Below are 22,331 nucleotides of genomic sequence, written 5' to 3' on the forward strand. Positions count from 1 at the left end.
CTTATGGGTGGCTTTTTCGGCGTTGCAAAACGCACTGAATGCATCAATGAACTTTTCTACGGAGTTGACTACAACTCCCACATGGGAACCAAACGTGCCGGCATAGCCACGTGCAACAACGGCGTGTTTACCCGCTCGATCCACAACATCGAGAACAGCTATTTCCGCTCGAAGTTCGAGCCGGACCTGAAAGACTTCACGGGTAATGTCGGTGTCGGTGTCATCAGCGACACCGACGCGCAGCCCATCATCGTCAACTGCCATCTCGGTAAGTTCGCGATTGTCACGGTGGGACGCATCAACAACATTTCCCAGCTGGAGAAGGAGCTGCTTGCAAAGGGACACCACTTCTGCGAGCACTCCTACGACATCATCAATCCAACGGAGATGGTGGCCGCCCTCATATGCGAGGGAAATGACTATGTGAGCGGGATAGAGAATGTCTACAAGCGGCTGAAAGGTTCCTGCTCGATGCTCCTCTTGACAGAGAACAGCATAATCGCGGCCCGTGACCGCCTCGGACGCACTCCTATAATAATAGGAAAGAAAGAGGGATCGCACGCTTTGACAAGCGAGACATGCGCGTTTCCCAACCTTGGCTACGAGGTGTGCTACAATCTCGGACCTGCCGAAATTGTGGAGGTCAAGGCCGACGGGTTCCGTCAGCTCAAGGCCCCGGGCGAGGAGATGCAGGTGTGTGCATTCCTGTGGACATACTATGGCTATCCCGTGTGTGAGTACGAGGGGCGTAATGTCGACGAGATGCGCTATGAGGCCGGTATGGAGATGGGACGCAACGACGACCAGGAGGTTGATTTCGTGAGCGCCGTGCCCGATTCCGGAATCGGTATGGCTCTTGGATATGCCGAAGGCAAGGGTGTGCCTTACCGTCGCGGCATAGTCAAGTACACCCCGACATGGCCCAGAAGCTTCACTCCGTCAACCCAGGAACGCCGTGAGCTTGTGGCCCGCATGAAGCTTATCCCCAACGGGGCGTTGCTCTACAACAAGAGGGCTATATTCTGCGACGATTCGATCGTGCGCGGCACACAGCTCCGCGACAATGTGAAGGATCTGTTCGACTGTGGAGCCAAGGAGGTGCATGTGCGCATCAGCTGTCCGCCGCTTATCTACCCTTGCAAGTTCATCAACTTCACCGCTTCGAAGAGCGACATGGAGCTGATCACGCGCCGTGTGATAAAGGAGCTGGAGGGAAATCCCGACAAGGATCTCGAAAAGTATGCTACCACCGGCTCGCCGCAGTATAATGCCATGGTGGAGAAGATACGTGAACAACTCGGACTGACATCGTTGAAATTCAGCTCGGTGGAGACTGTCGTAAAGGCAATAGGATTGCCTAAGTGCAAGGTCTGCACCCATTGTTTCGACGGTACGAGCTACGAGTGAACCGATAGAATTCAATCAATACAATATTTATAACCTTAAAAGTATGAGTCTTAACATCATCGTGCTCGCCAAGCAGGTGCCCGACACCCGCAATGTGGGCAAAGATGCCATGAAGGCCGACGGTACGATTAACCGTGCCGCCCTTCCGGCAATCTTCAATCCGGAGGACTTGAACGCATTGGAGCAGGCGCTCCGTCTCAAGGATGCTAATCCGGGTTCTACGGTGACCCTCCTTACGATGGGTCTACCTCGTGCTGCTGAAATCATCCGTGAGGCCATGTACCGTGGCGCTGACACAGGCATAGTGCTTACCGACCGCGCTCTCGGAGGCGCCGACACACTGGCCACTTCCTATTCTCTGGCCCAGGCTGTGAAGAAGTTCGGTAATTATGATATCATTCTCGGCGGACGTCAGGCCATCGACGGCGACACCGCCCAGGTAGGCCCGCAGATTGCCGAGAAGCTTGGCATTCCGCAGGTTACTTATGCCGAGGAGATCCTTGACCTCAAGGATGGCAAGGTGACTGTGAAACGCCGTATCGAGGGCGGCGTGGAGACCGTAGTGGCTCCGCTCCCTTGCGTGGTGACTGTCAATGGTTCTGCAGCCGAGTGCCGTCCGCGCAATGCAAAGCGAGTGCAGAAATTCAAATATGCCGTGTCGCCTTCCGAGAAGGGCAACCTTGCTCCGGAGCTTCAGGCACTTGTTGATGCGCGTCCCTACCTTTCCCTCCAGGAGTGGAGCGCCGCATACGTAGATGCCGATCCCGCGCAGATCGGTCTGGCCGGTTCGCCAACAAAGGTGAAGGCCATTGAAAACGTAGTGTTCACCGCCAAGGAGAGCCGCACGCTCACAGACGACGACACTCAAATCGAGGATCTTATCAAGGAGCTTATCGTCAACCACACCATCGGCTAATTTTTAGAATCATGAACGACAACAACAATCTCATAGTATATTGCGAGTATGAGCATGGCAAGGTAGCCGACGTGAGCCTTGAACTTCTTACCAAGGGCCGTGTGCTCGCCGACAAGCTCGGTGTGAAACTCGAGGCGCTGGTAGTTGGCGACAAGCTCAACGGCATAGAGGACTCGCTTTTCCCTTACGGAGTAGACGTGGTTTACAAGGTGGAGGACGCGCGCCTCTATCCATATACCTCCAATCCCCATGCGGCTGTCCTCATCAACCTTTTCAAGGAAATCAAGCCCCAGATATGCCTCATGGGTGCGACATGCATAGGCCGCGACCTCGGCCCGCGCGTAAGCTCATGCCTCCACAGTGGTCTCACCGCCGACTGTACTTCGCTTGAGATCGGTGACCACACCGACCCCAAGACAGGCAAGAGCTATACCGACCTTCTCTATCAGATACGCCCGGCTTTCGGCGGCAACATCGTGGCTACGATCGTCAACCCCGACCATCGTCCTCAGATGGCTACCGTGCGCGAAGGCGTCATGAAGAAGGAGATCAAGGATCCCGCCTACAAGGGTACGGTGGTAAATCTCGATGCCTCGAAATATGTGAAGCCCGAGGATTTCGTCGTGGAGATCATCGACCGTCATATCGAGAAATCGAAGATCAACATCAAGAATTCGCCCATCATCGTTGCCGGCGGCTACGGAATGGGTTCGAAGGAGGGTTTCGACATGCTGTTCGACCTTGCCGCCACTCTCGGCGCCGAGGTTGGAGCGTCGCGTGCCGCTGTAGATGCCGGTTTTGCAGAGCATGACCGTCAGATCGGCCAGACCGGAGTCACCGTGCGTCCGAAGCTCTACATAGCCTGCGGCATATCCGGCCAGATCCAGCATATTGCCGGCATGCAGGAAAGCTCCATAATCATTTCGGTCAACAACGACCCCAACGCACCTATCAATACCATCGCCGACTATGTGATTACCGGCAATGTGGAGGATGTCGTGCCTAAACTCATTAAGTATTACAAGAAAAACTCGAAGTAATGGCAAATTTTTATAACGACAATCCGGTGCTCAAGCACCACCTTACCCATCCGCTGATGGGTAAGATTGTCGCACTGAAGGAACGCGATTTTTCCGAAGCTGACAAGTATGACTATGCTCCGTTCAACTTCGACGATGCCATGGATTCCTACGACAAGGTGCTCGATATCGTAGGTGAGATCACAGGCAACATCATAGCCCCCAATGCTGAGGATGTCGACCATCAGGGCCCGCAGGTGATCGATGGCCACGTGAAGTATGCCGACGCCACTTCCGTCAATCTCGATGCGTGCCGCAAGGCCGGACTGATGGGTATGGCGATGCCCCGTCGTTTCGGCGGTCTCAACTTCCCCATCACCCCCTACATCATGGCCGCTGACATTGTTAGCCGCGCGGATGCCGGATTCGAGAACTTGTGGGGGCTTCAGGATTGTGCCGAGACTATCTACGAGTTTGCCGACGAGGAGCAGAAAAAGCGTTTCATTACCCGCGTGTGCGAGGGTGAGACTATGTCGATGGACCTTACCGAGCCTGATGCCGGTTCCGACCTGCAGTCCGTGATGCTCAAGGCCACCGAGCAGCCCGACGGCACATGGCGTCTCAACGGTGTGAAGCGATTCATCACCAACGGCGACAGCGACATCCATCTGGTGCTTGCCCGTTCGGAGGATGGCACAAAGGATGGCCGAGGCCTTTCCATGTTCATCTACGACAAGCGCGACGGCGGTGTCACCGTGCGACGCATAGAGAACAAGATGGGCATCAAGGGATCGCCCACATGCGAGCTGGTCTATCGCAATGCCAAAGCCGAGCTGTGCGGCTCGCGCAAGCTTGGTCTTATCAAGTATGTGATGGCACTGATGAACGGTGCGCGTCTCGGCATCGCCGCCCAGTCGGTCGGCATCTCGGAGGCAGCCTACCGTGAGGCTCTCTCGTATGCACGCGACCGCAAGCAGTTCGGCAAGGCAATCATTGAGTTCCCTGCCGTCTACGAGATCCTTTCAGTGATGAAGGCCAAGCTTGAGGCTTCGCGTTCGCTTCTCTACGAGTGCTCCCGTTTCGTCGACATCTACAAGATCTACGACGATATCGCTAAGGAACGTCCCCTCACCCCGGAGGAACGCAAGGAAGCCAAGTACTACAGTAAGTTTGCCGATGCCTGCACTCCCCTTGTGAAGGGTTTGGGAAGCGAATATGCCAACCAGAATGCTTACGACGCCATACAGATCCACGGCGGCTCGGGCTTCATGAAGGATTATGCCTGCGAGCGCATCTACCGCGACGCACGCATCACATCCATCTATGAAGGCACGACTCAGCTCCAGGTAGTGGCTGCAATCCGCCACGTCACCACCGGTACCTACCTCAACCTCATCCGCACCTACGAGGCCCAGGAGATAGGGCATACCTACAAGCCTCTGCGCGACGAGCTGGCCAAGCTCACAGCCACCTACGAGGAGTGTGTGAAGAAGGTCACCGAGGCCAAAGATCCCGCATATCTCGACTTCATGGCACGTCGTCTGGTGGAGATGGCAGGAAACATCATCATGAGTCACCTGCTCATACTCGATGCCTCGCGCAATGCCGAGCTGTTTGATGCGAGCGCACGCGTTTACTTCAACCTCGCCCAGGCCGAAGTGACCAAGCATGCCGACTTCATCGGCCGCTTCAATCCCGCCGAGACCTCCATCTACAAGCAGGCCTGACCGAAAGGTTGTCCTTGATATACTGCGCCCTGCCTCGCATTTGTTTGCGAGGCAGGGCGCAGTCGTGACATGCAGGGAGGGCTGTCGGGTGGGATTACGTCAAAAATTACCCCTTATTTCAGCATGAAATGCCCCGTGGAGAGGGACTGCAATGTCTAAATTTGCATATTCCATATCCATATTCGTGAATATAATCTTAAATCCACATAACGGCATGAAATCAACCTCGTGTTTGTGCGCCATTTTCGCTATGGCGCTTGTCCCGGTCAATGCAGGTGCTGCAATAGAAGGTTCGCTCGATCCGGCTTCGGTCGTGGAGCAGTGGAGCGACGAGTCGGCCTATCCGAAGGTGATAGATATCAATTTCAGTGATGAATGTTGGCCGTCGACATGGCAGAAAGAGACGGGCCGCGACTGTCCTGAGTGGGCCGACGGCGGATATGTCAACGCAGTGCTCTCCACCCCGGCCAACGGGGGAGCCGATGTGACCTATCCTGTCCTGTTCCACAATTGCACTTTTGCCAACTGCAAGTCGTATAACGGACGCGCGGGTGTCACCGCCGCTTTCGCCCGACAGTATTATCTTGGCGAGAAATGTTCTGGCAACAGCGCCGCCTACTACAACAACTGGACAGTAAAAGGACACACGCATTATCTTGAGGACAACATCACGTATGGCGCCGACGGAAAGCCAAACTATGGCGAGGCCGGATTCGTGCAGATGTGCCGCAACGCCGCCATCGATGGCGAATCGATGCATGGCTGGATGGAGATAGACCATATCCCCTATGTCGAACGCGTGCAGTGGTCGTGGTCGTCGACATCGTGGGGACGCGGCATAAAGTGCGACTACAAGGTCGGTGACGGCGAGTGGAAACCGCTGGTATGGATGGGTTCCGAGCGTCAGAAAAACGGATGGACCTCTTTCTCCGACCAGGGATACTTTATGGAGAACGTCATCAACGCCTCCGACGTGTCGCTGCGTTGGCGCGTGTGGGACGGTGAAATCCAGGGCGCACCCGTACAGAGTGACGTGTTCAACCAGTATGTCGACCCTATGGCGCAGCGCCAGGCACCCCGTGTGCATAAGATACGTGTTTTCGGCAATGAGATCACGGCGGAACAGGCTGCCTATGCGAGAGAGCATCCGCTGGCCGATGTCGGCACGCTTTCCGACCTCGGCGACTACGGCTTCTCCGGCGAGACGGTTACCAAACCTGCGCCCGATGCGGATGCCCCTGTGGTAGTGTACACTGTCGGCATCGACGGAAAGTCGGATTACTCCACAGTGCAGCAGGCGATAGATGCTGTGCCTGCCGATACGCGCGGCATTATATACATAGCCCCCGGTGTGTATGAGGAGAACATCTATGCCGGGCGCAAAGGCGGAACGAGAAAATATATAAGCCTCATCGGCGAGAATCCGGACGTCACCATATTGACCTCATCGGTAGACCGCAGTGGATCGAATTCAGGTAATTCCTATCTTGACTGTGCCGCCCTTAACGTATTCTCCGAACGTTTTTATGCGGAGGGAATCACCATACGCAACACTTCCGGCAATGTCGGGCAGGCAGAGGCGCTCTATACGGCAGGAGACGCGCATATATTCAACAGGTGCGTGATTTCGGGCTATCAGGATACATACAAGGCCAACGTCGGCGCACGTGGCTATTTCAACGAATGTGTGCTCGCCGGTGCTGTCGACTTCATCTACGACGGAGGTCTGGAGTGGTTTGACAATTGCGAGATACGTAGCGTGAAGGGTGGGGGGTATATCACCGCCCCTGCCGAGAGCGGTATGCCTATGACACGCGTGCTCTACCCCGAACTGGGCGCCGAACGCTTCTATCCGGGCCTGTTCTTCCGCAGTTGCAGGCTTACTGCCGATGAAGGTGTCCCCAATGGTGCCTATACTCTCGGCCGTCCCTGGAAAGAGACGTGCGGTGCCATGTTCATGTGCTGCACGCTCGGCGAGCATATAAGCCGCGCCGGGTGGAGCGCATGGGACGGCACGGAAAACAATGCCTCTCTCTATGAATACAGGAATGTAGATGAGGAGGGCAATCCTGTGGACGTGTCCGGTCGTGCGTCGTTCAGCCGTCAGGCCACCGACGGGGAGGTCCAGGCTTACATGACTCCGGAGTTCATGTTCGGCAAACAGTCCGATGTGGAGTTCGACTTCAAATCGATACTGCGTGGATGCGCCGCTCCACACGATTTCGAGATTACCCCCGACGGCATATATTGGGAGGCCGATGACAATGCCGTCGCTTTCATAGTGTACAAGAACGGGGCTTTCGAAGCGATAGTCACTATGCCGGAGTTTACTTCTGGCTATGAAGATAGCGCCGACTATGCCGTGCGGTCTGTGTCGTGTCATGGTGTCATGTCGCCAAAGTCCGATGTGTCCGCTTCCCGCTCGCTCCTTGCTTTCCCTACAGCCGAGGGTTTCGGTAAGTACGCTACCGGCGGACGTGGGGGCAAGGTCGTCACGGTCACTTCGCTTGCCGATGACGGCTCGGAAGGAACTCTGCGATGGGCGTTCGCCCAGCATAAGGGATTTCCGCTCACCATAGTGTTTGCCGTGAGCGGCAACATAGAGCTTCAGAGCGAGCTGAGGGTGAACCGTTCAGACTGGACCCTTGCGGGACAGACCGCTCCGGGCGAAGGAATCCTCATAAGCCGAAACAAGGTTAACTTCGGCGGTTCGCAGAATTTCATCGTGCGCAACGTGCGTTTCCGCATAGGTCAGAAAAACATGTCCGGCGAAATCATTGCCGATAATGCATGCGGCGCCGAGAATTGTGCCCAGTTCATCTTCGACCATTGCGCGTTCGGATGGTCGGTAGAGGAGAACATGAACACCGCCGACAGCCATTTCCTCACGGTGCAGCATTCGATAGTGCATGAGGGCCTTTATAATGCAGGCCATTCCAAGGGGTCGCGCGGCTACGGTTGCCAGTGGGGAGGCTCGCCTGCCACATACCACCACAATCTTCTTGCCCACAACAATTCCCGTTCTCCGCGTTTCAACGGCGCACGTGGTGAGGATTATGTAGTGTTCATCGAGTATGCCAACAATGTCAACTACAATTACGGCACGCGCGGCGGCTGCTATGGAGGCGAAAACACCGCCGGTATAGAGTCGTACAACGGTCTTAACTCGGCTCATGAATGCAATTTCATGAACAACTACTATAAGCCCGGCACTAATTCGAGCAAGACCGAGCTGTGGTTTGTCAACTCAAGCTACGCACGCGAAGGCGCTACATCATGGGCGCCGGCGAAATGGTGGGTCGACGGCAACTTCGCGGAAGGATTCGCCGACGCCAGCGCCGACAACTGGAAAGGGATGAATGCCGAGGGGTATTCCCTTGACAAGATACGTGCCGACGAGCGCATAGTGCCGGCAAATCCTTACTACAAGTACACACTTGCAGGTGCGGTGGGTACATACGTACCTCAGCGCTACATGCTCTCGGGCTATCACACCGCCTCCGGGGCCTACGACTACGTGCTGGAACATGCCGGTACCGTCAACCGTGACAAGGTCGAGCGCCGTGTCGCCGAGGAGGCCCGTAGCGGTAAGAACAGTTTTGGCGGTTCGCTCGGATTCAAACGCGGTATCATCGACAAAGAGACAGATGCCGAGGGATTCTATCAGTATGCTACCGACTATTCCGTGCCTGTAGATACCGACGGTGACGGTATGCCCGACAAGTGGGAGGCCTCTGTTGGACTTGACAGCAACGTCGCCGACAATAATCGCCGCAATGCCGACGGTTATACCGCGCTGGAGGTTTATCTTGCCGCGCTCATGGGTGAAAGCATGTCATCCGATTTCTCCACGTCGTCAATCGAGGGGACAGTCGTTGCCACAGACATTTTATATGATGCCGTTACAGGAATCCTTACGACAGGCCCTGAGGCGATAGGGGCTATTGTGGCAGTATATGCGGTAGACGGACGTCTGTTGCGTACACAGACGATTGCATCTACGACTACCGGGCTATCTCTACCGGCAGGAGTCTATCTATTGCAACTGCACGGTAATAGCATTACGCCACGCGTGCTTAAAGTGGCCGGCAGGCTATAATGTTACTTTGTAATATATCGTTAAAGTCGCTGTCCTTGATTAAGGATAGTGACTTTTTTATTGCATCATGAACAATTGAAACGCTTCGGGTGTTATAGCCGCAGAGAATCTCAACAGATTGCCTTATTTAACACCAACTATTATACATAATTGCCACGAAATGAAAGATGTGAAATCTACCTTGCTTGATCGTCGCAGCATCCGGCGTTATGAGCGTGAAGATATCCCGGCCGATACGATGAATTTTATCTACGAGGCCATACGCAATACTCCTACAAGCTACAATGGCCAGCAGTTTTCGGTGATAGACATAGACGACCAGCCGACCAAGGAGAAGCTTTATGAGCTTACAGGCCAGAAGCAGATAAAGACATGCCGTCATTTCATGCTTTTCTGTGCCGATTACAACAAGATATCTCTCGTTGCCGAGGCAAAGGGCATTGATATGCCTGAATTCGCCCATACGGCGGATGGCGTTATCGTGGGAATCGTAGATGCCACACTTGCAATGATGAGCGCCCTTACCGCAGCCGAATCGGAAGGACTCGGAACCTGTCCTATAGGATATGCCCGCACTGCCGCTCCCGAGGCTATAGCCAGGCTTATGAAGCTGCCGCCAAAGGTGTTCGTGGTGTGTGGGCTCGCTCTTGGAATACCCCGGGAAATGCCTGACATCAAACCCAAGCAGCCGACTGACCTTGTCATATTCCATAATATGTACCGTCAGGATAATATCGTGCCTGAGATGATTGAATATGATGCCAATGTGAAGGATTACAATGCCACACGTAGTGGCACTAAAAGCGACAATGACTGGGTCGCCCACATCATATCCTACTATAAAGAGGCCATGGACTATCATACTCTTGATGCTCTGCGCCGTCGTGGTTTCGATATATGCCGGTGAACTGTCGTTACTCTTCGTGGGTTTATAGAGTCGGATACTACTTGGAATAGTTTGCGGAATACCTTTACATATTACATATATAGTGCGATTCCGGCCCTTTTGGGGGTCGGAGTCGCACTTATGTTTACCGGATGTTCGCTCATCTATGAGGATTACTCTCATTGTACGTGGGACAAGGCAAACGCAGACTTAGTCATCGATGTAGATTGGATGTATGATTCCGGTGCTGATCCGGAGGGTATGGCATATATTTTTTTCCCATGCGGAGGGTATGGCGACATCTGGAGATTCGATATCCCCGGAAAGAATGGCGGAACGGTCTCGGTCGCCGACGGGAGCTACCGTGTGGTCTGCATAAACGATGACACGTCGGGCATACTGTTTCGTGGCGAGGACAGCTACCACCGTTTTTCATGCTACTGCCGAGAAGGTGGGCTTTATGACGGATTGGGAGGCACGATAGATCATCCTTTAGGTCCTTCCGTGACACCTTCCGGGGAATCTGTCGAGATATGTCCCGACATGATATGGTGCGGAAGTGTATGGGAATTGGAACTTGAGGATGACGGGGAATGGGTGACTACAGAGGAGAATGCCGAAAGTGTGTATTCGCCACAAAGAGGTGTGAGGCTGTATCCACGTCCGGCCGTAGCTCATTACAGTTTTATAATAAACGATGTTAAGAACCTGGCAGGTGTTAGGCGCATGTGCGCATCTCTCAGCGGTATGGCTTCCGAAGTGTATCCGGCCACGTTGAAACGAGGCACCGAGGTTGTCACGTTGCCTCTGTCGGCACATGTGCTCGGTGATGATCGCATCGGAGGAGATTTTCTTACATTCGGATTGCCTCAAGACAGTACTACGCCAAATAAGCTGATGTTGTATGTATGGCTCACTGACGGCAGGAAGTTCAGTTATGAATTTGATGTTACATTGCAGGTGCGGAATGCTGCCGATCCTATGAGAGTGACCATTGCTGTCGGTGGAATCTCACTTCCCGTTTCGGATCCTGCGGGGGAAGGTGCTTTCGATGTCAGTATCGACGGCTGGATTACCGAGGTCATCGACATTGTGTCATGATTATGACTGCGGTCTGATATAAGGGTTTGTTGAAAACTAAAATGTTTTTTGGGTGTTATTATTATATAATTATTTGGCCTGTTAGGTTATTTAAGATTCGTAAACATGAATAAAAAGATTTTTTCAGCGTGCTGCATCGCACTATCCGGCATTATGGCCTCATGTTCGTCCGGAGATGAGACTGATATCCCGATGGTGGATAAGGCTGACAACGCCATCGCATTCAATGCAATGGTTCCGAAAGCGCCTCGTGCTGCATCTACCACTACTGCTACGATAAAAGAGTTCTACGTCTATGCTTTTACTGCCGGGAAGCCCTACATGGAGCGTGTTGCTGTCAGGCGCAACGGTTCGTCATGGACATATACCCCTGTCATGTATTGGCCTGACACGCCGGTGAACTTCTATGCGTATAGCCCGAACATCTCCAATTCGCCCGTGATTGGTGACGATGCCATAGGCGATATACCGGCCTATACCTGCGACGGCCAGACCGATCTGCTGTATGCCGTCAATATTGGTGAGACGGCACAGGCGTCTCCTGTCAACATGAACTTCCGTCATGCTCTCTCGAGGGTAAGTGTCATGCTGAGCAGTTCCAATGCCAATATAAGGGTTCATGTACGCTATGTAGTGCTTCATGATCTTTATCATACGGCTACATTCTATTTCCCGGATGCCACTACCTCGGCCTCAAGTCCGGGCATCATCGGTAACTGGCAGGATTTCAGCCTCAATGCCGATGTCGCGCTCTTCTATGCCATGGGCGACGAGGACAATATCGACCTTACCACGACACCTGTCGATATCACAGAGAACAACCTCAATGTAAGTTTCTTTATTCCACAGAAACTTAACAAGATGTCGTTGGAAGGCTCCAACTATACAGGCAATTATATAGAGGTCGATTGCGAGATTTTCGACAGCACTTCGGGAGTCAAGATATGGCCTACATCTTCCACTCCGCCATCGCAGCTTGTGCCAGAGACACCTGCCGGACGACTTGTATTCCCTCTGACCACCTCCACCATAGACCAATGGAAGATCGGCCATGCCTATATCTACAACATCAAAATCGACAATCCCACCGTACTCCAGCCTATTGACTTCAATGTAACCGTCGACGACTACGAGATAGGCGAATGACTAAGAGGTTGTTTTTAAACAACCTCTTAAATTAGGATAGCTTATATAAAGACCGGGTGCTGAACATAAGATATGGTTTAGCACCCGGCTTCTATATTGTTAAGGGTGAGGGTTAAAGGGTGATGAGGATTATTAAATCCATTCAATCTCTGAAAAAATTGCTATATTCGCAGAAAAATAGTAAGCGATACGATGATGAATGACAATCACACAGACGGGAGACCGGTGATACTGGTGTCCAACGACGACGGTATAAACGCGCCGGGCATACACCGGCTGATTGATTATGTGGCAGGACGCGGACGCATCGTGGCGGTCGCTCCCGACGGGGCGCGCAGCGGGCAGTCGTCGGCGCTCACCGTCAATAGCCCGCTCCGCATCACACGTCTGCCCGACTACAATGCCGCCGAGATGTACAGCGTCAACGGCACTCCTGTCGACTGCGTGAAACTCGGCGTGCATGTGGTGCTCGGCGACCGTTGTCCCGACCTGATGCTCGCGGGAATCAACCATGGCTCCAATTCAGCCATAAACGCCTTGTATTCCGGCACTATGGGCGCCGTGTTCGAAGGATGCCTGCTCGGTGCGCCGGCGATAGGATTCTCATATCACAGCCATGACGAAGGCGCGTCGCTCGACGCATGTGCCCCCGTGGTCGATGAGGTGGTGGGCCGCGTGCTGTCGGAAGGCCTCCCTGTCGGCGTGTGTCTCAACGTCAACATACCCAAGTGTGACAAGGTATCGGGCATAAAAGTGGTGCGGGCTGCCGAAGGCTATTGGACGGAGGAATTTGCCGCCTATACCGATCCGCACGGACATCCGTATTACTGGCTTACGGGACATTTTCACAATATGGAGCCGGATGCCGACGATACCGACCTCTACTGGACCGACAGGGGGTATGCATCCGTGGTCCCATGCCGTCCGGATCAGACAGCTTACGCCGATCTTTCGGCGATTAAGAGACTGTTTTAAACAACGACCTCTAAGTACATTATCGGCGGCTGAATGACAAATTCCCCGGCTGGGGAGGTAAAGTTGCATGCTATGTTACGTGCGTATCGATAAAATGAGTAACTTTGTGCCTGTATGGACTCTTCACTGCTCAAATCACGATCGCCATATAAGCGCGGCGCCGATTGGGGTGCGATTTTCGGCATATATCTCTCGGTGCTGTTCTTCGCCACATCCTATTCGGTGAGCAATCCCTGGTGTGCGCTTGCTTCCCTGTTGCTCATTGTCGGTGTGCCGGTGTGCATCTTCATCATGCTCCGCCGGAGCTATGTGTCCGACAACGGTACCACCATCTTCTCGTCGCTATGGATGGAGGGTATAGCCATATTCTTCTTCGGAGGGCTTATCGCGTCAATCGTGGCGATGGTGTATATGCGCTGGATCGCGCCCACGTTTTTCGAGGACAGGATCGACCTGCTCATCGAAATGTATGACTCGATGGACGGTATGCCGCGCGCCAAGGAGGCCGCCGAGATGTTACACGCCGCACGCGACCAGAAACTGCTGCCGAAGCCAGTGGAACTGACGGTCGACATGTTGTGGCTGATAGTGTTCAGCGGCTCGATACTGTCGATGGTCATGTCATGGCTCGTACAGCTAATAAAGGTGAAAGGGGCAGTGCACGGTTCTGGAAACAAATCAAGATAAGTAACTCATCAAAGCTATGGACATATCTGTCGTAGTACCTCTATATAATGAAGCGGAGTCTCTTCCGGAACTGGAAGCGTGGATCGACCGCGTGATGAAGGCCAACGGTTTCTCCTATGAGATACTGTTTATCAACGACGGTTCCACCGACGACTCATGGGAGGTGATCAGCCGTTTGTCGGAGAAGAACCCGTCTGTGCACGGGGTATGCTTCCGCCGCAACTACGGGAAGTCGCCTGCGCTCAACACCGGATTCGCCCGCGCCAAAGGTGATGTCGTGATCACTATGGACGCCGACCTTCAGGACAGCCCCGACGAGATTCCGGAGCTTTACCGCATGATCACCGCCGAGGGCTACGACCTCGTTAGCGGATGGAAGCAGAAACGCTATGACCCGCTGTCAAAGACCATACCTACCAAATTGTTCAACGCCACGGCCCGTAAGGTGAGCGGCATACACAACCTCCATGATTTCAACTGCGGCCTGAAGGCCTACCGCTCGAAGGTGGTGAAGCACATAGAGGTCTACGGCGACATGCACCGCTACATACCTTATCTGGCCAAGAATGCCGGATTCAAGAAGATAGGGGAGAAGGTTGTGCACCATCAGGCCCGCAAATACGGCAGCTCGAAGTTCGGTCTCGACCGTTTCGTCAACGGCTATCTCGACCTTGCCACGCTATGGTTTACCTCCAAGTTCGGTGTCAAGCCCATGCATCTGTTCGGCCTTCTTGGCTCGCTGATGTTCCTTCTCGGGTTCGTGGCTGTGGCTGTGGTGGGCTTTACCAAACTCTACAACATGCACCACGGTCTCGACTACAGGCTCGTGACCGATTCACCTTACTTCTATCTCGCCCTTACTCTGATGATATTGGGGTCGCAGCTGTTCCTTGCCGGTTTTGTCGGCGAACTGGTGGTGCGCAACGCTCCCGGCCGTAACCATTATGAGATTGAAGAGGAAATATGAATCCGTAATCTCTTGCCGTATACACATTAAAGATTCCTAAATAACCGATTGTAATGTATCCTCAGCTATATAATCTTATAGAGCAGCGCTACAGCTGCCGCCGATACCTTGACAGACCTGTCGACCGCGACCTTGTGTCAGCCATACTTGACGCCGCACGTCTTGCGCCCTCGGCATGCAACCGCCAGCCGTGGGAGTTCCTTGTGATCGACACCGACCCGTTGCGCGGAAAGGTGATCGACAGCTACGGGCGTGACTGGGTGAAGAACGTGCCGACATTCATAGTGGCGCTCGGACTGCACCACGAGGCGTGGGTGCGTCCTTCCGACGGCAAGGACCACACCGACATAGATGTCGCCATAGCCGTCGAGCACATATGCCTCGCCGCTACTTCGATGGGTCTCGGCACATGCTGGATATGCAATTTCGACGTGACTCGGCTTGCCGCCGACCTGGCTCTTCCCGAAGGTGTCGAGCCGATAGCCATCATACCGGTTGGCTATCCTGATCCCGAAGCTGCTGTGCCGACCAAAAACCGCAAGACATTCGACCAGATAGTGAAATGGGGAGCTTATTGAGAGATAAGGTAAGGGTTGCCGTTGCCGTATGCGTGGTGATGGCGATTGCCATGTTGCCGGGATGCAATTCCTCCGGATGCACCGACAACAAGAGTTCCATACCCCTTGCCGGATTCTATTCGTATGAGACACTTGCCGCCATTTCTGTCAACAAGATTTCGATAGGTGGCGTGGATGCCCCTGACGATTCGCTGATTGTAAACAACTCTTCGGCGTCGGAGGTGTACCTTCCGTTTCGTGCCGAATATGACGAGACGCGCTTTTACATCCACTATCATCAGCGCGGCATCGACGATCCGGCTTATAACGATACTCTCACGTTCCGTTACGACCGCGTGCCGTATTTCGCCTCGGAAGAGTGTGGCGCGATGTATAAGTACGAGATCACGGATTTTACGTCGACCTATCATCTCATTGACTCCGTTGCACTCCTTGACGTTGTGATCACCAACGCCGACAGGGAGAAGATAAGGATATACTTCCGCACTTACGAGGAGCCTCCGGTCGAGGAGCCCGACATTCCGGTCGATCCCGACAAACCGGTAGATCCTGACGATTCGGACCCTGAATCAAACATCGAGACAGCATGAGCATGATACGCCGCATATTGATGATATCCATTTGCGCTGTGGCCGCCGTGACGGTCATGGCGCAACGACGCATCACGCCCGTCGCCAATCCCGACAACAAAAAGCCTGAGACTGAAGTACCTGCCGTCAAGGAGGTGAAGCCCGGTGAGACTCCGCCCAGGCCTGCGAGCGTGGTCGAAAAGCGTGACATGGAGGGGCGTGTGGTGCTTGTCGACACTATATCCGGTGTGGAATACCACGACACCATCACTGTAAAAGCCCCGCGTACGATTTATCCGCGCTTCACCTCGGTGTCGGCTGGTGTCAACGTATGGGACGCGCTCGCACGCATCGCCGGACAGCAATACGGAGTAGGGGGCATATGGGCCGAACTGAGCATCCACAACTGGTTCAAGCCAATCGTGGAGTTTGGATTCGGTATGGCCGACTACATGCCTAAGGATGAGAGCTACCGCTATAAGTCGGGCTTCGCCCCATATTTCAAGATAGGACTCAATTACAACTTCCTGTACAATTCCACCCCCGACTATTCCGTATATCTCGGCCTGCGCTATGGCATCACTTCGTTCAGCTACCGGGTAGAGGATGTCATCTCCAACAACGGCTATTGGGACGAATCGACATCATTGAGCGTGCCGTCGCAGCATGCCACGGCAGGTTATCTCGAATTCCTTTTCGGACTCAGGGTAAAGATATGGCGAGACATATCGCTCGGATGGGAGCTGCGTGTCCACAAGATGCTACATCAGGGCGCACATCCTTACGGCGATCCATGGTACGTCCCCGGGTTCGGCACCAAGGGGTCGCTCTTCTCCGGCGCGTTTTCCATAAGCTATACCCTGCCGTTGACGCGCAAAGGCGGGAAATCGCTTCCGGAGATGCCTGAAATGATGGAAAATCCGCCTAAATGATTGCAAAATGTTGGAATTGGTCGTTGTATTTTGTATTTTTGCAGCATAAAACACAACTTGGATAGAAAAATAAACAATAGATATATGATGGAACATATTTCAGACCGTGTCAACGCACTTGCGCCTTCGCAGACTCTCGCCATGTCGCAGAAGAGCCAGGAACTGAAGGCGCAGGGAATCGATGTAATCAACCTTTCTGTCGGTGAACCGGACTTCAACACACCGGACCATATAAAGGCAGCCGCAGTAAAGGCTATCGAAGGGAACTTTTCGTTTTATAGCCCGGTTCCCGGCTACATGTCGCTGAGAAAGGCCATTTCCGAGACATTGAAGAAGGAGAACGGTATTGATTTCGCTCCCGAACAGATTGTAGTCAGCGGCGGTGCCAAGCAGTCGCTCTGCAACGTGGTGCTTACCGTCATCAATCCCGGCGACGAGGTGATAATCCCCACTCCGGCATGGGTTAGCTATGTCGAGATGGTGAATCTCGCAGGAGGTAAGAGCGTGGAGGTTCCGGCCACCATCGAGCATGACTTCAAGATCACTCCCGAGCAGCTTCGTGCGGCCATAACTCCGCGCACACGTCTGATCATGTTCAATTCGCCGAGCAATCCCACCGGGAGCGTCTATACCCGCGAAGAGCTGCAGGCACTTGTCGACGTGCTGGCCGACTATCCCGGCATACTCGTGCTCTCCGACGAAATTTACGAGCATATCAATTTCACAGGCTCCTTCACCTCCATGGCTTCCTTCCCCGCAATCGCCGACCGTACGGCTGTGGTCAACGGTGTGTCGAAGGCATATGCCATGACAGGCTGGCGTATAGGCTTCCTGGCTGCTCCGTTGTGGCTCGCCAAAGCCACTTCAAAGCTCCAGAGCCAGTACACATCGGGAGCCAGCTCCATAGCCCAGAAGGCCGCAGAGGCGGCATATACCGGCCCGCAGGAGTGTGTCGAGGATATGCGACGGGCGTTTGAGCGCCGCCGCGATCTTATCGTAGGGCTTGCGCGCACCATCCCCGGATGGAAGGTCAATGAGCCGCAGGGCGCGTTTTACCTTTTCCCTGAGGTGTCGAGCTATTTCGGAAAGCGCAACGGTGACTTTGTGATAGGTGACGATTCCGATCTTGCCATGTACCTTCTTCAGCAGGCACATGTGGCCACAGTGGCAGGTTCGGCATTCTGCGCTCCCGGCTACCTCCGCATGAGCTACGCCACTTCCGACTCCAATATCGTGGAGGCTATGAGGCGCATCAACGAGGCACTCTCGCTTCTGGTGTGACCCCACTTGATTTTTCATTCGACAGCAAACGTAATCACTGCAATGTCAGAATCAAAGTCGGTAGTCATCATCCCTACCTACAACGAGTGTGAGAACGTCGCCGCCATCATCGAGGCGGTGCTCGCCTTGTCTACTCCAATGGACGTGCTCGTGGTCGATGACGGTTCGCCTGACGGCACTGCCGCCATCGTCAAGGAGAAACAGGCCATGCATCCCGGGCGTGTACACCTTATAGAGAGGTCGGGCAAGCTCGGGCTTGGTACGGCATATCTCACCGGATTCCGCCGGGCGCTCGATCATGGATATGACTACATATTCGAGATGGATGCCGACTTTTCCCACAATCCGCTTGATCTTGAGAAGCTGTATGCCGCATGTGAGGGCGGCGCGGATGTCGCCGTCGGATCCCGCTATATCACCGGGGTCAATGTGGTCAACTGGCCCATGAGCCGCGTGCTCATGTCATATTTCGCGTCCAAGTATGTAAGGTTCGTCACCCGCATGCCGGTGCAGGACACCACTGCCGGTTTCGTGTGCTACCGTCGCCGCGTGCTGGAGGCTATGGAACTTGACAAGATCCGTTTCAAGGGCTACGCGTTCCAGATCGAGATGAAGTTTACGGCCTATAAGATGGGATTCCTTATCAAGGAGGTGCCTATAATATTCGTCAACCGCGTGCTTGGCACTAGCAAGATGAATTCCGGCATATTCTCCGAGGCAGTTTTCGGAGTGATACGTCTAAAGCTCGACAGTTGGTTCAGAAAATATCCACGCCGATGAACTATACGATAATATACAACGGTGTCATTGTGAATGATGGCCGTAGCTTCAAAGGATATATCCTTTTCGATGAGGAGGGCGAGATAAGGGCTGTGCGCCGGGGCATGCCGACACGTGGATTGGTCGACAGCTGTTCCGGCAGTTACGATGCCGAAGGGTGTCTCGTGCTTCCCGGCGTGATTGACGACCAGGTACATTTTCGTGATCCCGGGCTGACACATAAGGGCGACATAGCCACCGAGTCTCGTGCCGCCGCCGCCGGTGGCGTCACCTCGTTCATGGACATGCCCAATACTAAGCCACCCACGGTGACAGCCGAAGCCCTGCGCCACAAGCTTGAGCATGCGTGTGAGGTGTCGGCGGTCAACTATTCGTTCTTCATCGGGGCCACCAACGACAATCTCCACACTCTGCTTGCCACCGACTTCACGCGCTGTCCGGGGGTGAAGCTGTTCCTCGGCTCGTCTACGGGCAACATGCTTGTCGATGAGGAGAAAGCCTTGAACGACATATTCTCGCGTGTGCCGGCAATCATAGCGGTGCATTCGGAGGATGAGGCCACCATACGCGCAAACCGTGAGCGCATCTCCTCGGAACATCCCGAAGGTGTTCCTGTGGAGCTGCATCCCGCCATACGTTCGCGCGAGGCATGCGTGCTCAGTACAGCCAGGGCGATAAAACGTGCGCGGAAGTATGGCACGCGACTGCACGTGCTGCATCTGAGCACCGCCGAGGAGGCGCGCATGTTCTCCGGACGTCCGCTTTGCGCCAAGAGGATCACGTCGGAAGTGTCTGTGCATCATCTCTGGTTTTGCGACGAGGATTATGCACGCCTCGGCACGCGCATAAAGATGAATCCGGCGATAAAGAGCGCCGCCGACCGCGATGCGTTGCGCAAGGCGCTATGCGACGGGCGGATAGACATAGTGGCTACCGACCATGCCCCGCATCTCCTTTCCGAGAAGGAGGGCGATGCGCTCGTCGCTGCTTCAGGAGCCCCGATGGTGCAGTTCTCGCTGCCGCTCATGCTTGAGATGGCCGACATGGGCATCTTCACCCGTGAGCTTGTGGTAGAGAAGATGTGTCATGCTCCGGCTCGGCTTTTCGGCATACGCAAGCGCGGATTCCTGCGCAAGGGATATGCAGCCGACATAGCCGTGGTGCGTACCGACGCGCCATATACAGTGACCGACGACATGGCGCAGAGCCGCTGCGGCTGGACTCCTCTCGCAGGGACCACGCTTCACAACCGCGTGGTGGCCACATGGGTCGACGGCAAAGCCGTATGGCGCGACGGAGCTATCGACTGCGACGTGCGCGGAAAAGCCCTCCGTTTCGACAAGTGATATGTCACCTAAGTTTTGAAAATTAAACAAACACGCAATAATAGACCATCATGTTAGAAAAAGCTGATGTAAAGACCATCGACAAGGTGGTAGTAAGATTTTCCGGCGACTCCGGCGACGGCATGCAGCTTGCCGGCAACATTTTCACCAATGTGTCGGCCGGAGTGGGCAACCAGGTGTCCACGTTCCCCGACTATCCGGCCGAGGTGCGTGCCCCCCAGGGATCGCTCAGCGGAGTGTCGGGATTTCAGGTGAATCTCGGCGTCGGAGTCCATACTCCCGGCGACAAGGCCGATGTACTTATTGCTATGAATCCTGCTGCGTTGAAGCAGAATGTGAAGCATCTCAAGAAAGGTGGTGTCGCCATTGTCGATATCGACTCTTTCAAGGAGAACGACCTGAAGAAAGCGCAGTTCGCCACTTCCGATCCATATACCGAACTCGACCTCAAGGCGCAGGTCGTGGAAGTTCCCGTTACTTCAATGACAAAAGCAGCCCTCGCCGATTCCGGGCTTGACAATAAGGCTGTGCTTAAATGTCGCAACATATTTGCCCTTGGTCTCGTGTGCTGGCTGTTCGATCGTCCGCTTGAGGCGGCCATACATCATCTTCACAACAAGTTTGCCAAGAAGCCTGCCGTGTTTGAAGCCAATGCCAAGGTGATACGCGCCGGCTACGATTACGGCGCCAACATACATGCCGGCGTGTCGACCTACCGTATTGAGTCGGAGGCCGTGCGTCCGGGAGTCTATACCGACATCAACGGCAATACCGCCGTGGCCTGGGGACTCATACTCGCTTCAGAGAAAGCCGGTCGTCCGCTCTTCCTCGGCAGCTACCCCATTACTCCCGCCACCGACATCCTTCATGAGCTTGCAAAGCGTCGCGACCTCGGCGTGAAGGCCATACAGATGGAGGATGAGATTGGCGGTGTATGTGCCGCTATCGGCGCCTCTTTTGCCGGAAACATCGGAGTGACTTCCACTTCCGGGCCGGGACTCGCTCTGAAGAGCGAGGGTATCGGACTTGCCGTCATGGCCGAACTGCCTCTGGTGGTAATCGACGTGCAGCGCGGAGGACCTTCCACGGGACTCCCTACAAAGACCGAGCAGACCGACCTCATGCAGGCCCTTTACGGACGCAACGGCGAGTCGCCTGTAGTAGTTCTTGCTCCCGCGTCACCCACCGATTGCTTCACCATGGCTTTCGAGGCCGCACGCATCGCTATCGAGCATATGACTCCGGTGATCCTTCTTTCCGATGCGTTTATCGGCAACGGTTCGAGTGCCTGGCGTGTGCCTGAAGCCGGCGATTTCCCCGAGATACATCCGCGTTATGTCCCCGAGGAGTTGCGGGAGACATGGCGTCCGTATATGCGCGACGAGGCTACATTGGCTCGTTATTGGGCCATTCCGGGCACTCCTGGCCTTACGCACCGTCTCGGCGGCCTGGAGAAGGATTACAATACAGGCGCTATATCCATCGATCCCGTCAACCACGAGAAGATGGTCTATGCCCGACTGGAGAAAGTGGAGCGCATAGCCGATGACATTCCGCAGCTCGACGTGATAGGCAGCGGTGATGCCGATACGCTCCTCATAGGGTGGGGCGGTACTTACGGACATCTGCGCACCGCCGCCGAGGAACTTGTGAAAGAGGGCGTGAAGGTCGACTTCGCCCATTTCCGCTACATCAATCCTCTCCCCGCTAACACGATGGATGTGATTCTTCGCTACAAGAAGGTGATTTGCGCCGAACTCAACACCGGCCAGTTCGCCGACTTCCTCCAGAGCCGTATTCCTGCTCCCGGCGTGCAGATCCGTCGCATAAACAAGGTACAGGGACAACCGTTCCTCGTAAGCGAGGTTGTCGACAGCGTGAAAAGGATTATCGCGGATAATTTTTAAAGACTACT

The 22,331-nt window shown here is 54.4% G+C and carries 18 protein-coding genes; all 18 read left to right on the plus strand.

The window, feature by feature from the left end:
- Positions 1–3: 3 nt before the first annotated feature.
- The 18 genes from QZ303_RS04625 to QZ303_RS04710 all read left to right on the plus strand — a co-directional run bounded on the left by QZ303_RS04625 (position 4) and on the right by QZ303_RS04710 (position 22,323).
- On the plus strand, positions 4–1,407 hold the full coding sequence (locus QZ303_RS04625; RefSeq protein WP_295729787.1) for an amidophosphoribosyltransferase: 1,404 nt from the start codon (positions 4–6) through the stop codon (positions 1,405–1,407).
- Between the two features lie 43 nt (positions 1,408–1,450).
- The gene (locus QZ303_RS04630; protein WP_295729789.1) at positions 1,451–2,323 is read left to right on the plus strand and encodes an electron transfer flavoprotein subunit beta/FixA family protein; all 873 of its coding nucleotides are present in this window, start codon (positions 1,451–1,453) and stop codon (positions 2,321–2,323) included.
- A gap of 11 nt (positions 2,324–2,334) precedes the next feature.
- Positions 2,335–3,363, plus strand: a complete 1,029-nt coding sequence (locus QZ303_RS04635) for an electron transfer flavoprotein subunit alpha/FixB family protein (protein WP_295729791.1) — start codon at positions 2,335–2,337, stop codon at positions 3,361–3,363.
- On the plus strand, positions 3,363–5,069 hold the full coding sequence (locus tag QZ303_RS04640; protein ID WP_295729793.1) for an acyl-CoA dehydrogenase family protein: 1,707 nt from the start codon (positions 3,363–3,365) through the stop codon (positions 5,067–5,069). Before QZ303_RS04635 ends, QZ303_RS04640 begins: the two co-directional genes overlap by 1 nt.
- A 214-nt stretch (positions 5,070–5,283) precedes the next feature.
- The gene (locus QZ303_RS04645; protein ID WP_295729796.1) at positions 5,284–9,168 is read left to right on the plus strand and encodes a pectinesterase family protein; all 3,885 of its coding nucleotides are present in this window, start codon (positions 5,284–5,286) and stop codon (positions 9,166–9,168) included.
- Between the two features lie 160 nt (positions 9,169–9,328).
- Positions 9,329–10,075 (plus strand): nitroreductase family protein, encoded by a 747-nt coding sequence (locus QZ303_RS04650; RefSeq protein ID WP_295729800.1) that lies wholly within the window; start codon positions 9,329–9,331, stop codon positions 10,073–10,075.
- Positions 10,076–10,195: 120 nt separating this feature from the next.
- Positions 10,196–11,155, plus strand: coding sequence for a DUF5119 domain-containing protein (locus QZ303_RS04655; RefSeq protein ID WP_295729803.1), 960 nt, complete (start codon positions 10,196–10,198; stop codon positions 11,153–11,155).
- A gap of 105 nt (positions 11,156–11,260) precedes the next feature.
- Positions 11,261–12,301: a fimbrillin family protein gene (locus tag QZ303_RS04660; protein ID WP_295729805.1), complete on the plus strand. Its 1,041-nt coding sequence runs from the start codon at positions 11,261–11,263 to the stop codon at positions 12,299–12,301.
- Between the two features lie 192 nt (positions 12,302–12,493).
- Positions 12,494–13,276: a 5'/3'-nucleotidase SurE gene (gene surE / locus QZ303_RS04665; protein WP_295729807.1), complete on the plus strand. Its 783-nt coding sequence runs from the start codon at positions 12,494–12,496 to the stop codon at positions 13,274–13,276.
- A 114-nt stretch (positions 13,277–13,390) separates the two neighbouring features.
- Positions 13,391–13,963 (plus strand): DUF4199 domain-containing protein, encoded by a 573-nt coding sequence (locus tag QZ303_RS04670; RefSeq protein WP_295729809.1) that lies wholly within the window; start codon positions 13,391–13,393, stop codon positions 13,961–13,963.
- A gap of 16 nt (positions 13,964–13,979) precedes the next feature.
- On the plus strand, positions 13,980–14,930 hold the full coding sequence (locus tag QZ303_RS04675) for a glycosyltransferase family 2 protein (protein WP_295729812.1): 951 nt from the start codon (positions 13,980–13,982) through the stop codon (positions 14,928–14,930).
- Positions 14,931–14,983: 53 nt separating this feature from the next.
- A complete protein-coding gene (locus QZ303_RS04680; protein WP_295729814.1) occupies positions 14,984–15,508 on the plus strand; it encodes a nitroreductase family protein in 525 nt (174 codons plus the stop codon).
- A complete protein-coding gene (locus tag QZ303_RS04685; RefSeq protein ID WP_295729817.1) occupies positions 15,493–16,098 on the plus strand; it encodes a DUF6452 family protein in 606 nt (201 codons plus the stop codon). The genes QZ303_RS04680 and QZ303_RS04685 overlap by 16 nt, the downstream gene beginning before the upstream one ends.
- Positions 16,095–17,009, plus strand: coding sequence for a DUF6048 family protein (locus tag QZ303_RS04690; RefSeq protein ID WP_295729820.1), 915 nt, complete (start codon positions 16,095–16,097; stop codon positions 17,007–17,009). Before QZ303_RS04685 ends, QZ303_RS04690 begins: the two co-directional genes overlap by 4 nt.
- An 87-nt stretch (positions 17,010–17,096) precedes the next feature.
- Entirely contained in the window at positions 17,097–18,290 is a 1,194-nt protein-coding gene (locus tag QZ303_RS04695; protein ID WP_295729889.1) for a pyridoxal phosphate-dependent aminotransferase, read from the plus strand.
- 42 nt (positions 18,291–18,332) lie between these two features.
- On the plus strand, positions 18,333–19,070 hold the full coding sequence (locus tag QZ303_RS04700) for a polyprenol monophosphomannose synthase (protein ID WP_295729823.1): 738 nt from the start codon (positions 18,333–18,335) through the stop codon (positions 19,068–19,070).
- Positions 19,067–20,416 (plus strand): dihydroorotase, encoded by a 1,350-nt coding sequence (locus QZ303_RS04705; RefSeq protein ID WP_295729826.1) that lies wholly within the window; start codon positions 19,067–19,069, stop codon positions 20,414–20,416. Before QZ303_RS04700 ends, QZ303_RS04705 begins: the two co-directional genes overlap by 4 nt.
- A 50-nt stretch (positions 20,417–20,466) precedes the next feature.
- On the plus strand, positions 20,467–22,323 hold the full coding sequence (locus QZ303_RS04710; protein ID WP_295729829.1) for a 2-oxoacid:acceptor oxidoreductase subunit alpha: 1,857 nt from the start codon (positions 20,467–20,469) through the stop codon (positions 22,321–22,323).
- Positions 22,324–22,331 lie beyond the last annotated feature (8 nt).

The organism is uncultured Muribaculum sp. (assembly GCF_910583865.1).
Taxonomy (GTDB): domain Bacteria; phylum Bacteroidota; class Bacteroidia; order Bacteroidales; family Muribaculaceae; genus Muribaculum.